The organism is Stappia sp. G46H5W (assembly GCF_058448995.1).
The window spans coordinates 416,377-429,507 of record NZ_JBZFLL010000003.1 but is presented as its reverse complement, the minus strand read 5'-3'; the positions used below and the strand labels follow the sequence as shown (position 1 = coordinate 429,507).

The following is a 13,131-nucleotide window of genomic DNA, read 5'->3' as shown; positions in this document are numbered from 1 at the left end:
CGCCATTTCCACGGCTGTCATACCTGCGAAGGCAGGTATCCAGTATCCGCCGGGCGGATGGTGGCGCGGCGGCGTGCCCCGGTTATGGCGAGGGGTGCTCGCGGCACCGCCGAGGCTCTGGTTGCCCCGTTCGGGGGTACTGGATCCCGGTCTTCGGCTGCGCCGAAACCGGGATGACATCCTGGGGGCGGGCGAAGTGCCGTAAACCGCGGGGAGCGGCGGGGCGCCCTTACCACCGCTCTGGAAACGAATGGGCCCCGGCTCTGCGCTTGCGCTTGGCCGGGGTGACGGCAGAGGGGATGCGAAAGTCGTGCTTCTCTCTCCAAGGTCATCCCGGGCAAGCGAAGCGCGACCCGGGACCCATTGGCACCCTTAGTAGGCGTGAGGTGGGAGCGCGTCGCCACCTCCACGGCTGTCACGCCTGCGAAGGCAGGTATCCAGTATCCGCCGGGCGGATGGTGGCGCGGCGGCGTCTCCCTAGGGCAAAAGAAAACGCCGCCCGCAAGGCGGGCGGCGTGTCGTGATCATGTCCGGTTCGGCCGGGGCGCGCCTGTCAGGCGGCGGCGTCCTTTTCCGGGAGCGCCGGGGTGCCGGCGCGGGCGCGCATCAGGTTGGTGAAGCGGCGGAACAGGTAGTGGCTGTCGCGCGGGCCGGGCGAGGCTTCCGGGTGGTACTGCACCGAGAAGACCGGCTTGTCCTTGAGCCGCAGCCCGCAATTGGAGCCGTCGAACAGCGAGACGTGGGTCTCCTCGACCGTCTCCGGCAGGCTCTTGGCGTTGACCGCGAAGCCATGATTCATCGAGGTGATCTCGACCTTGCCGGTGGTGCGGTCGAAGACCGGATGATTGGCGCCGTGATGGCCCTGGTGCATCTTCTCGGTCTCGCCGCCAAGGGCGAGCGCCAGCATCTGGTGGCCGAGGCAAATGCCGAAGACCGGCAGGCCGCTGGCGACCAGGTCGCGGATCACCGGCACGGCATATTCGCCGGTTGCCGCCGGATCGCCGGGACCGTTGGACAGGAAGATGCCGTCGGGCTTGCGCGAGAGCACGTCCTCGGCGCTCGCATCGGCGGGAAGCACCGTCACCTTGCAGCCGGCATCGGTCAACAGGCGCAGGATGTTGCGCTTGATGCCGTAGTCGATGGCAACGACGTTGAACTCGCCGTCCTCACGCTCGCCGTAGCCCTGGTCCCAGACCCATGGGGTCTGCGTCCAGCCGTAGCTCTGCGAGGAGGTGACGTCCTTGGCAAGGTCCATGCCGACCAGGCCCGGCCAGTTGCGGGCGGCAAGCTTCAGGGCCTCGATGTCGAAATTGCCGTCCGGATCGTGGGCGATGACCGCGTTGGCAGCACCGGTCTCGCGGATCAGGGCGGTCAGGGCGCGGGTGTCGATGCCCGACAGGCCGATGATGCCGCGCGCCTTCAACCAGGCATCGAAATGCCGGGAGGCACGGTAGTTGGCCGGCTCGGTGACATCGGCGCGCACGATGGCGCCGCGCACGCCGGAGGACGAGGCCATGTTGACGGTCTCGACATCCTCCTCGTTCGTCCCCACATTTCCGATATGCGGAAACGTGAAAGTAACGATCTGACCGGCATAAGAGGGATCGGTGAGGATCTCCTCGTAACCGGTAAGGGCGGTGTTGAAGCAGACTTCGGCACAGGCCTGGCCAGTGGCACCAAAGCCGTTGCCCTCGATCACTGTTCCGTCGGCCAGGACGAGAACGGCCGTGGTCGGCGGCGCGGACCAGACGTCGGCGGTCGTCATATCTTGCTTTCTCGATCGGTTCGATGACATGATTTCGCTGAACGCGCCTTGACGGAGCGGGGCTCGGCTGTCAACGGTGCGTGTCGCGCGGCACTCTAGGGGAAGCGCGCGTGAGGGTCAACCAACACACAATACAAAAATAATCCTTGTAAATCAACATGATGAGCGAGGTGTCCGGCAGTGGAGCCGAAGCTTTGAGGAAAGTTTCCGCGCTTCCGGCCCGGGCAAACGGCAGGGCAGATCATGCGTGAACGTATCGATGCGGCGTTGCAGGACGCCGTGGAGAGCGACGACAAGCGCCGGGCGGCGACGCTGCGGCTGATGCTGGCGGCGATCAAGGACCGCGATGCGCGCTCCCGCGAGCTGGGTCATGACGTCGTGCCGGATGCGGAGATCCGCGAGATCCTCAACAAGATGCTGCGCCAGCGCGAAAGCTCCGTGCGCGACTTCGAGGAAGCCGGCCAGCTGGACCTTGCCTCCCAGGAGCGCGAGGAAATGGCGGTCATCCAGGAGTTTCTGCCGCGCCAGTTCGACGAGCGGGCGATGCAGGATGCCTGCGAGGACGTGGTGCGCGACATCAATGCACGGGGCCTGCGCGACATGGGCCGCTGCATGAGCGCGCTCAAGGAGCGCTTTCCGGGGCAGATGGACTTCGTGCGGGCAAGCTGCCTGGTCAAGGACCTGCTGCGCAGCGAATAGCCCGGCGCGAGCCGTCTCGCGCCCCGCACCGGGCGGCCGCATGGCGGCACGCCCTCTCGGCGACTGGAAATCTCCGCCCGGCTGTCCTACCCTGAAACCGATGCTCGGCGCCGCCGCCCTCGCCGGGGGCCGCGCGCCGGCGGTCCTCCGTTTTCGAAAGCCTGTAAGCCCATGCGATTTTCACCCGGTCTCCTCGATGAGATTCGTGCCCGAGTGCCTTTGTCGGAGGTGGTCGCGCGGCGGGTGAGCTGGGATCGGCGCAAGTCCCAGCCGGCGCGCGGCGACTTCTGGGCCTGCTGCCCGTTCCACCAGGAAAAGACCCCGAGCTTTCACGTCGACGACCGGCGCAACCGCTACAAGTGCTTCGGCTGCGGCGCCTCGGGCGACCATTTCCGCTTCCTGACCGAGACGGAGGGGCTGTCCTTTCCCGAGGCGGTGGAGCGGTTGGCGGAGCAGGCGGGCGTGGCGCTGCCGGCGCCCGATCCGCAGGCGGCGGCCCGGGCGGCCGAGCGCGCCAGCCTTGCGGAAATCTGTGAGATGGCGGCGCGCTTCTTCCAGGACGCGCTGGCGATGAGCGGCGGCGAGCAGGCGCGCGACTACATCTCCCGCCGCCGCCTGCGCCCGGACACGGTGCGCGAGTTCCGCATCGGCTATGCCCCGAACGGGCGCGATGCGCTGAAGCGTCACCTGATAGGCAAGGGCGTCGACGAGGCTTCGATGGTGGAGGCGGGGCTGGTGATCCGCCCCGATGACGGCCGGCCGACCTACGACCGCTTCCGCAACCGGCTGATGATCCCGATCCAGGACGAGCGCGGCCGGGTGATCGCCTTCGGCGGGCGCACGCTCGACCCGGACGGCCAGCCGAAATATCTCAACTCGCCCGAGACCCCGCTCTTCCACAAGGGCACGATGGTCTTCAACTTCCACCGGGCGCGCGAGCCCGCCCACCGCACCGGCCAGGCGGTGGTGGTGGAAGGCTACATGGATGCCATCGCCATCGCCCAGGCGGGCATGGGCAATGTGGTCGCGGCTCTCGGCACCGCCTTCACCGAGGAGCAGGTCGGCCGGCTGTGGCGGCTGGCGCCGGAGCCGGTGATCTGCTTCGACGGCGATGCCGCCGGCACCTCGGCCGCCCATCGGGCGGTCGACCGCATCCTGCCGGGCCTGCGCAGCGGCCATTCCTTCGGCTTCGTCTTCCTGCCCGACGGCAAGGACCCGGACGACCTGATCGCCGACGGCGGACTGGCCGCCTTTACCAAGGCGCTGGAGGGCTCGCAGCCGCTGATCGACGTCCTGTGGTCGCGCGAGGTGGATGCGGCGCGCATCGACACGCCGGAGCGGCGCGCGGCCCTGGAAAAGAGCCTCGACGACCTGGTGCGCACCATCGCCGACGAGCGGGTGCGCCGGGGCTATCAGCTCGATATCCGGCTGCGGCTGTCCAACCTGTTCTACCGGCAGGCGCGTGCCGCTCGGGGCCAGGGCAGTGGGCAGGGCAGCGGACAGGGGGGCGGGCAGGGCTTCGGCCAGGGCGGCGCCCAGAAGGCGCCCTCCGGCCAGGCGCGCGGGTCGGACCTGCCCGAAAGCTCGATGTTCGGCCATGAGCGGATGCTGTGCGGGCTGTGCCTGAAATATCCCGAGTTGCTGGAGCGGCATGTGGAGCGGCTGTCGCAGGCGCAGTTCGGCGATGTGCTGCATGCGCGCTTCCGCGACGAGCTGTGCCGGATCGCCACCGAGCTGCAGGACGTGCCGGTGAGCGGCTTCTTCGAGACGCTGGACACGCGCTTCTTCCAGATCCTGTCCGAGGCGCTGGACGGGCCGGAGGAGGCCGGGGGCGGCGGAGGCCGCGGGCTGATCACCCGCTTCCACGACCTCTTGCAGCGGTTGCCGATCCTGCGGCACGAGCCGCCGGTGGAGTTCATCGAGGATCTGTTCTGCCATTATCTCGACGTGCTGGAGCTGCGGGCGCTGGAGCAGGATCTGGAGGCGGAACTGGCCGCGCTCGGCGACGGGCTGGACGAGGCGGACTGGGAGCGCATCCGCGCCCATTCGCAGGACCTTGCCCGGCGGCGCGAGGAATGTGCGCGCGACGAGCAGGAGATCGCCGAGCGGGGCAAGGTCTTCCGCTCGGCCCGTCCGGTGTCCTCCAGCCCGGCGGGAGCTGCGGCGCGCGCCCGGGCCGCGATGGCCCAGGGTGCAGGTGTGCAGGGCGGGGGCACGCACGGGGCGGTTGCCGGCGCCGGCGGCTGACGGACGAGGGGCGCGCGGCTGTGGATCGCGCTGCCTCTTTGGTTGACGTCCAACGAATCACTCTTGCGAATCCGAACCTTTGCGCTACATAAGCAATTCAGGCAGCATCCAGAGCCGCGACAGGCCCGTCATGCAGACCCGGTCCAGGAGACAAGAGGTCGCAAGACATGACAGGAGCCGACACGGCGGCCCGAAATCACCTTGCCTGCCGATATCCCGTGCGGAACCGGACGGCCGGAGCCTTCATTGTGCGACGGCTTGGTCCGGTGTCTTGTCTTGTCGAACCGGGTTGCAGGGTTAAGTGGCACTTAACGGACAGCGACTAAGACTGACATTCTGTCCCGGCTGGCGTGGCGGCGCGTCGCAGGGAGGGGATCTGCATGGCCGCAAGGCCGTGGCCGGGAAAGGATCCGGCATTCAGCCGCGAAATGAATCAGCCGGTCCTCCGGCTTTCACGGCGCCCTGAGGCGCGGAAAGCGGAAACCGGGCCCGCCTGGCGGGCAACGAGCGTGACACGAACGACAGCGCCAGGCCCGCGGGCCGGCGGGGCCGGAGACAACCATGGCAGCCAAATCGACCCAGGCGGAAGAGACCCAGGAAACCGCGACCGAGACCTCTGACGGTCCGCTTCTGGATCTTTCCGATGCCGCTGTAAAGCGGATGATCAAGCTCGCCAAGAAGCGCGGCTACGTGACCTACGAGGAGCTCAACGAGGTGCTCCCGTCCGAGGAGGTCACGTCCGAGCAGATCGAGGACACGATGGCGATGCTGTCCGACATGGGCATCAACGTCATCGAGGAAGAAGAGGCCGAGGAGGCCCAGGCGGACGACCAGGGCGGCGAGATCGTCGAGGCCGGGCCGACCACCGTCGCCAAGACCACGGCCAAGGAGCCGACGGACCGCACCGACGACCCCGTGCGCATGTATCTGCGCGAGATGGGCTCGGTCGAGCTCCTGTCGCGCGAGGGCGAGATCGCCATCGCCAAGCGCATCGAGGCCGGCCGCGAGGCGATGATCGCCGGGCTCTGCGAGAGCCCGCTGACCTTCCAGGCCATCATCATCTGGCGGGACGAGCTCAACGAGGGCAAGGTCCTTCTGCGCGACATCATCGATCTCGAGGCGACCTATGCGGGCCCCGATTTCCGCGGCGACGATGCCGAGGAGAGCGAGGAGGAGGGTGCTTCTGAGGGCGAGACGAGCGCTTCCGGCGCATCGGGAACGGCCCGTGAGGAGACGACGGCCCGCGGCGAGGGCTCTGCCCGCCCGGCGGGCGATGGCGAAGCCTCCGGCGAGACCGAGGGCGAGGGCGACGGCGAGGAGGACGACGAGTTCGAGGCGAACATCTCGCTCTCCGCGATGGAGGCCGAGCTGAAGCCGAAGGTTCTGGAGACCTTCGACCGCATCGCCGACGACTACAAGAAGCTGCGCCGCCTGCAGGACCAGCTTGTCGAGAACAAGCTGGCCAACAAGACCCTGTCGCCGTCCCAGGAGCGCCGCTACAAGAAGCTCAAGGAAGACATCGTCGTCGATGTGAAGAGCCTGTCGCTGAACCAGCAGCGCATCGACGCGCTGGTCCTGCAGCTCTACGACATCAACAAGCGGCTGATGGGCTACGAGGGGCGCCTGCTGCGCCTTGCCGACAGCCACGGCGTCGACCGCGGCGACTTCCTGAAGCAGTACCAGGGCAACGAGCTCGATCCGAACTGGATCCGCAAGGTCGCGAACCTTGCCTCCAAGGGCTGGAAGAACTTCGTCGCCCAGGAGAAGGAAACGATCCGCGAGCTGCGCCAGGAAATCCAGAGCCTTGCCTCGGAGACCGGCCTGGAGACAGCCGAGTTCCGCCGCATCGTCTCGATGGTGCAGAAGGGCGAGCGCGAGGCGCGCATCGCCAAGAAGGAGATGGTGGAGGCCAACCTGCGCCTCGTCATCTCCATCGCCAAGAAGTACACGAACCGCGGCCTGCAGTTCCTGGATCTCATCCAGGAAGGCAATATCGGCCTGATGAAGGCGGTCGACAAGTTCGAGTACCGGCGCGGCTACAAGTTCTCCACCTATGCGACCTGGTGGATCCGGCAGGCGATCACCCGCTCGATCGCCGACCAGGCCCGCACGATCCGCATCCCGGTGCACATGATCGAGACGATCAACAAGATCGTGCGCACCTCGCGCCAGATGCTGCACGAGATCGGCCGCGAGCCGACCCCGGAGGAGCTGGCCGAAAAGCTGCAGATGCCGCTGGAGAAGGTCCGCAAGGTGCTGAAGATCGCCAAGGAACCGATCTCGCTCGAGACGCCGATCGGCGACGAGGAAGACAGCCACCTGGGCGACTTCATCGAGGACAAGAACGCGGTCCTGCCGATCGACGCGGCGATCCAGTCGAACCTGCGCGAGACGACGACGCGGGTGCTGGCCTCGCTCACCCCGCGCGAGGAGCGCGTGCTGCGCATGCGCTTCGGCATCGGCATGAACACCGACCACACGCTGGAGGAAGTCGGCCAGCAGTTCTCGGTGACGCGCGAGCGTATCCGCCAGATCGAGGCGAAGGCGCTGCGCAAGCTGAAGCACCCCTCGCGTTCGCGCAAGCTGCGCTCGTTCCTCGACAGCTGAGGACGCTGGCGGAGCCAGGGCTCAGATATTTTTCGGGGCCCGGCGGCAACGCCGGGCCCTGTGTTTTTGGGGGCTCCTCTCGCAGCCGCTCTGGGAACGATTGGGCCCCGGATCTCGCGATGTTCGTCTGGGGTGACGGCAGAAGGGATGCGAGGTTTTTGCCAGTCTCACGGGCTGTCATCTAGGGCAAGCGAAGCGCGACCCGGGAGCCATTGGCACCTTAGGCAGGCATGAGGCGGGAGAGCGTCGATCACGTAGGCGCGAGACGGGCGGTGCGTGCAGGTGCGGCCTCCCTTTTTCCCCGAAGCTGGGGTAGGCGTAGCAGCGGGCGCGCGAAACACCGTGCCCGACCACACCGAACGGAGCGACGGGGCCTGACCCTGAGACAGCCAATCGACAAGCAGGAGCCGGGTTTCACGTCCTTGCCACCCGCCAACGAACGGGCGGGCGAGCGGCGGGGCGAAGCCGTGCCCGCGTCGCAGGACCTGCTGCAGGTCGCGCCCGACCTCGTTGCCGAAAGCGCTGCCGGCGAGACGGCGGACGTGGCGGCGCGGGGGACCGGCTTGCGGCGACGAATCGGGGCGGGGCTTGCCCTGTCGCTGCTATTGCACGGGGCGGCCGCCTGGCTGGTGTTCTTCGGCCCCGGCGCGGTGCGCGCGCTGCCGCCGACCGTCGACGAGCCGATCGAGGTGGTGCTGATCGAGCCGCCCGCAGCGGAGGAACAGGCGGAAGAGCAGACCGAGCCGTCCGCACCGCCGCCCCCGCCGCCGGAAGAAGAGGACGTGCCGGAAGAGGAGGCGCAGACCGCGCCGCCTCCGCCACCACCTCCGCCGCCGGCTCCGGAAGAACAGACGCCGGAAGAGACCCCTGAAGAAATGCCCGAGGCGCCTGAGGCAGCCTCCGAGGCGGCGGTGCCGCGCGTGCTGATGCCGGTGACCGAGTTTGCCGAGGAGGACAGCGGCAGCGAGGACCAGGCCGGCGAGATTACCTTGCGCGAGGGCCAGGACGAGCCGGCCGAGACCGCCCCGCAAGAGGCGCCCGAGACGTCCGCCAGCGCGGAGGGGCAGGACCAGCCCGCGGGCGAGGCCGAAGGCGACAGCGCGCAGCAAGGTCCTGGCGAGGCGGAGAGCGAGGGAACCGCGGACAGCGGCGAGACGGGCGCTGCCGAGGAGCTTGCGGCAGAGACGCCGGGCGCCCAGGAAGAGGGCACGCCGCAGGAGGGCGCAGCTGCGCCCGAAGCCGCGCCCGAAAGCGAGCCGGACGCGGAGAGCGAGGCCGAGACGGAAGTTGCGGCGCTGACCGACCCGAGCGAGGCGGAGACGCAAGGACCGAGCGATCTCGACGTGCTGGCCGCGCCGACGGAAGGGGCCGGCGTGCCGGCGGGCGGGACGGCCGTGCCGCGGGCAAAGCCGGCGGACATCCCGCTGTTTGCCGGGTCCCGTGCCGACCCGCAATCGGAGGCCGAGGCGGTGGCGCGGGCGATCGCCGCGACGACGCCGGGCTCCGGCGGGCTGAGCTTTGCCAGGCCGAGCGGCGGGGGCGGCGAGGGCGAGCTTGCCGGCGGCACCACGGCAACGCGCCTGTTCTCGCGCGACATTTCCGACGATCCGCGCATGCGGACGGCGATGAATGGCATGCCGCAGGCCGCGCGCGTCGATCTTCTGTGCATGACCGAGCTGCGGGCGCAGCTGCGCACGGCAACGCCGCCCTATCAGCCCGATCTCCTACCCTCTTTCCGGCTGGAAAGCGGCACGGTGCTGCAGCCGCGACGGGCGGCCTTCCGCGCCGGCGGGCAGTGGTACGACCTTGCCTTCCGCTGCGAGCTGAACACGCAGGTGACGCGGGTGGAAAGCTTCACCTTCCGCGTCGGCGCGCCGGTCCCGCCCTCGGAATGGTCGGCCCGCGGCTTCCCCGGCAACTGAGCTTTTGGGTGATTCTGGTCCTCGTGATCCGCCCCCCTGCCCCCCGGTTATCCCCTCACATTCGTGTCAGGGGGCTCCCGTTCGCCGGGAAAATCGGCTTAGGCTGGCGCTTGCCGCGCCGGGACGTTGCCTGCATCCTGTTTGCAGGGCGGGCGCCCACAATCGGGAGCGCGGCACGAAGGAGGCTTGAATGACGTTCCTCAAGAGCTATTCCGGACCGCTTCTCAGCGTCTTCCGCATCGCGGCGGGTCTGCTGTTCCTGCAGCACGGCACGACCAAGTATCTCAGCCTGCCGCCGACGCAGATGTCGGGCGCCTCGCCGATGACCATGGGCGGCGCTGCCGGCCTGATCGAGCTCGTGTGCGGTGCGCTGATCGTGCTCGGCCTGTTCACGCGGCCGGCCGCGTTCCTCGCCTCCGGCACGATGGCGGTCGCCTATTTCATGGTGCATGCGCCGCAGAACTTCTACCCGCTCCTCAACGGCGGCGAGCTGGCGGCGCTCTACTGCTTCGCCTTCCTGTACCTGTCGGCGGCGGGCCCCGGCCCGATCAGCATCGACCGGATGCGCGGCGCGGCCTGAGGCTGTTTTCGCAAGACCATGACCCTTTCGGGCGCGGCAGCATTGCCGCGCCCGTTTGCGTTTTCGGGCCTGAGTTTTTGGGTCGGGTTAGGGCCGGCTTAAGGCCGTGCCGGCATGGTCGAGGCACTGCTTTCTTGAGGTGATTGCCATGCTCGACGGATTGCCGATCTGGTTCTGGTACCTTGTCGTGATCGCGGGAACGGCCTTTCTGGTCGTGCGCCATCTGCCACGCGTAGCCAGGCGGCGGAAGCAGCAGCACGCGCCCGCCGCCACCATTGCCCGGCCGGAAGAGCCGCCCGCCATGACGCGTATCGAAATGCCCGAGATCCTGGCCTGGCTGCAGACGCGGGCGCCGCGCAGCCCGGATCTCTGGCACATATTGCCCGACCTCAACTGGGACCATGCGGAGCATCTGCACCCGATCCTGCTATGGGTCGTGCGCCAGCCGGACTGCGATGCGGCAACGGCAATCGACATCTTGAGCCTGATGAACGACGACGTGACGCTCGACCTCGCATCGGGCGGAACGAGATGGGCCCCAAGTGGCTTCGATCCGAACGACAGCGACGAGGTGCGCCTTCTGCGGGCGATCTGCGAGCGCTCGGAAGAGGGCGGGTTCGCCGGGCCGGTGCTGAAACAGACGATGTGGCCGAGCACCCATGCCAACCACCAGCATCTGGAGATGCTTCAGGGGGTGCTTGCGAAGATCGAGGCCGAGGGGCGGTCGGTGCCGTTTCCGCTGCCGGTGAAGCTGCTGTCCGCACCCGTGCCGGACGATGTTCGGCCGGCGAGAACGCCGGTGCGGCTCGACGACGATGCCATCCTGGTGCCGCACGACATGGTGTGACCGGACGGGCGCAGCTCACGCCTCGACAAGGGCCTCGATCACCGCGCGCACGGCCGGCAGCACGCCGCGGCGGTGCGGAGTGAGGATGGTCGTGGTGATGGTGCCGGCGCGCCAGCCGGGCAGGAGGGGGAGCAGCTCGCCCCGCTCCAGAACGCCGGCGGCGACCTGCTGCGGCAGGCAGGCGATGCCGAGCCCGGCGCAGGCGGCGGCGAGCAGCATGCCGGCTTCGTTCAGCGACAGGCGGGAGCCGGGGCGGACTTCGGCACGGGCGCCGTCCGGTCCTTCCAACTGCCAGGGGGCACCGTCGCCGATGTCGATCAGCTCGTGGCCGGCGAGGTCGGCCGGGGTCTGCGGCGTGCCGGCGCGCTGGAGATAGGCCGGCGCGGCGGCCAGGATCACCGCTTCCTCCGACAGGCGCCGCTGCATCAGCCCGGAATCGGGCAGCGCCGCGCGGTGGCTGCGCACGGCGATGTCGAAATCCTCATGCGCAAGGTCGACGAAGCGGTCGCTGACATGCAGCTTCACCGAGAGTTTCGGGTGCCGCTGCAGGATCGTCGCGAGCTTCGGCGCCAGATGGAAGCGGGAGACGGGCACGGAGGCAGTCAGGCGGACCGTGCCGCTCGGCTCGGCAAGACGGCGGCGCACGACGGCCTCGGCCGCTTCCGCCTCGATCACCGCCGCGCGCGCATGCTCGTAGACGTCTCGGCCGACATCGGTGAGGCGAAAGCTGCGGGAGCTGCGATGCACCAGCCGGGCGCCGAGCTGGCGCTCCAGCTCGGCAACGCGCTTGGCGACGGTGGATTTCGGCGTGCCCGACAGGCGGCTCGCAGCGGCAAAGCCGCCGCCCTCCACCGCCCGGACGAAGAAGCGCAGGTCGTTGAGATTGTACATCGGCAGCGTCCATATCTGTGGACTTGAAGGGGATATATCGTGGGCTACAGCACCGGCGTCCATGATCGCATAGTCCCGGCATCCGGGCGAGACCTCTCGCCCCGCAAGCAAAGGGACAAGACATCATGACCCCCATCCTGTTCTACGGCGTGCCGGCGGGCTGCTCCTTCGGCTCGATCGTCGCGCTGGAATGGCTGCAGATCCCCTACCGGCTGTGCCGCATCGACATGGCCGGCGAGGAGATCCGCAGCGAGGCCTATCGGCGCATCAACCCGGTCGCCGAGACGCCGAGCCTTGCCACCGCCGACGGCCGGCTGGTGGCGGAGAGCATGGCGATCCTCAACCATCTGGCGCCGCAGGGGGCGGAAAGAGGTCTCGGCTTTCGCCAGGGAACGGCGGGCTTCGACCGGCTGAACCAGATGCTGGCCTTTCTGAACACGGCGCTGTTCGACGGGTTCAGCCCGCTCTGGCATGCCTATGAGCATGGCGTCGAAGGCGAGGCGAAGGCGGTGCTCGTCGCCTATGCGCAGGCGAAGCTGACCGGCGCCCATGCGCAGTTGGAGCGAATGCTGGGCGAGGGGCCGTATCTGCTGGGCGAGAGGCGGACGCTGGCCGATGCCTATTTCTACGGGATCGCGCGCTGGGCCGAGTATCACGGCGTGCCTGACCGCAGCGCCTTCCCGCGCCTGCAGGCATTGTTCGCGCGGCTTGCGGACGATCCGGCGGTGCGCTTTGCCGCCGGCGTGGAAGCGGGCGAGGAGGTGGCCTCCGCGGGCGGGTTCCTCGGCCATGTGAGGCTGGAGGCAGCGCTGAAGGAACTGGGGCTGGCCTGAGGCGTGCCCGGAGCGGGTCTTACCGTTCCGGGGGGAGCAGCCCGTCGACAAGCGCCTCGAAGACGGCGAGGAAGCCGGTCTCGTCCGCGCCCGAGGCGATGTCGAGGGCGGCGCGGTCGAAGGCGGCGGAGAGCACGCCGGTCAGCGCATCGAGGGGAAGGGAGCGCAGCGCTCCTTGCGCGAGGGCTTCCGTCAGCCCCTCGCGCAGGGTGCGGCCGGCATGCAGGGCGTCGAGGCGGATGGCCTCATTGGGGCCGAGCGCCGCCGGGCCGTCGACCAGCAGGATGCGGCAGCGGCCGGGCGCGCGCATCGCCGTAAAGTAAGCCCGCGCGCCGGCAAGCAGCGCCTCGCGCGCCGATGCGGCATCGTTCGACTCGTCCTCGATCTCGCGCGCGACCTCCCGGCTCTCCGCCTCGAAAACAGCGGCGAAGAGCGCGGTCTTGTCGGCGAAGTGATGATAGAGCGCGCCGCGCGTCACGCCGGCGGCGGCAACGATCTCCGGCGTTGAGGTGTCGGCGAAGCCCTTTTCGGCAAAGAGCCGCCGGCCGGCGGCGATCAGCTCGCCGCGCATTTCGGCGGAGCGCTCGGAATTGCCCCGGCCCTTGCCGCGCCGCCGGTCGGGCTTTTCCGTCATCGAGTGGTCCATCGGTCACCTGTTTACATACAGACTGTTTGTATGTATATGGATACATGCTGCATGTATGTGACATGGAGCGGCGGCGGCAGGCAAGGGTTTGATG

Annotated in this window: 10 protein-coding genes; 7 read left to right on the top strand and 3 right to left on the bottom strand. The window is 68.6% G+C overall.

Going from position 1 to position 13,131, the window contains the following annotated elements:
* Positions 1-553: 553 nt before the first annotated feature.
* On the bottom strand, positions 554-1,765 hold the full coding sequence (gene carA, locus ACVJ6E_RS12145; RefSeq protein ID WP_120267070.1) for a glutamine-hydrolyzing carbamoyl-phosphate synthase small subunit: 1,212 nt from the start codon (positions 1,763-1,765) through the stop codon (positions 554-556).
* 243 nt (positions 1,766-2,008) lie between these two features.
* Between carA and ACVJ6E_RS12140 the strand changes: the two genes are divergently transcribed.
* The 6 genes from ACVJ6E_RS12140 to ACVJ6E_RS12115 all read left to right on the top strand — a co-directional run bounded on the left by ACVJ6E_RS12140 (position 2,009) and on the right by ACVJ6E_RS12115 (position 10,667).
* On the top strand, positions 2,009-2,464 hold the full coding sequence (locus ACVJ6E_RS12140) for a GatB/YqeY domain-containing protein (protein WP_120267071.1): 456 nt from the start codon (positions 2,009-2,011) through the stop codon (positions 2,462-2,464).
* A gap of 171 nt (positions 2,465-2,635) precedes the next feature.
* Positions 2,636-4,711 (top strand): DNA primase, encoded by a 2,076-nt coding sequence (gene dnaG, locus ACVJ6E_RS12135; RefSeq protein ID WP_120267072.1) that lies wholly within the window; start codon positions 2,636-2,638, stop codon positions 4,709-4,711.
* Positions 4,712-5,272: 561 nt separating this feature from the next.
* Positions 5,273-7,318 (top strand): RNA polymerase sigma factor RpoD, encoded by a 2,046-nt coding sequence (gene rpoD, locus ACVJ6E_RS12130; RefSeq protein ID WP_120267073.1) that lies wholly within the window; start codon positions 5,273-5,275, stop codon positions 7,316-7,318.
* 467 nt (positions 7,319-7,785) lie between these two features.
* A complete protein-coding gene (locus ACVJ6E_RS12125) occupies positions 7,786-9,240 on the top strand; it encodes a DUF930 domain-containing protein (RefSeq protein ID WP_158592602.1) in 1,455 nt (484 codons plus the stop codon).
* Between the two features lie 190 nt (positions 9,241-9,430).
* Positions 9,431-9,820 (top strand): DoxX family protein, encoded by a 390-nt coding sequence (locus ACVJ6E_RS12120; RefSeq protein WP_120267075.1) that lies wholly within the window; start codon positions 9,431-9,433, stop codon positions 9,818-9,820.
* A 148-nt stretch (positions 9,821-9,968) separates the two neighbouring features.
* Positions 9,969-10,667 (top strand): hypothetical protein, encoded by a 699-nt coding sequence (locus ACVJ6E_RS12115; RefSeq protein WP_147421802.1) that lies wholly within the window; start codon positions 9,969-9,971, stop codon positions 10,665-10,667.
* A gap of 15 nt (positions 10,668-10,682) precedes the next feature.
* Here the strand turns inward: ACVJ6E_RS12115 and ACVJ6E_RS12110 are convergent, their stop codons facing one another.
* Positions 10,683-11,558 (bottom strand): LysR family transcriptional regulator, encoded by an 876-nt coding sequence (locus tag ACVJ6E_RS12110; protein ID WP_120267077.1) that lies wholly within the window; start codon positions 11,556-11,558, stop codon positions 10,683-10,685.
* Between the two features lie 125 nt (positions 11,559-11,683).
* Between ACVJ6E_RS12110 and ACVJ6E_RS12105 the strand changes: the two genes are divergently transcribed.
* Positions 11,684-12,391, top strand: a complete 708-nt coding sequence (locus tag ACVJ6E_RS12105; protein ID WP_120267078.1) for a glutathione S-transferase family protein — start codon at positions 11,684-11,686, stop codon at positions 12,389-12,391.
* A 19-nt stretch (positions 12,392-12,410) separates the two neighbouring features.
* On the opposite strand, the gene ACVJ6E_RS12100 is transcribed toward ACVJ6E_RS12105, so the two are convergent.
* A complete protein-coding gene (locus ACVJ6E_RS12100; protein ID WP_120267079.1) occupies positions 12,411-13,025 on the bottom strand; it encodes a TetR family transcriptional regulator in 615 nt (204 codons plus the stop codon).
* Between the last annotated feature and the right edge of the window lie 106 nt (positions 13,026-13,131).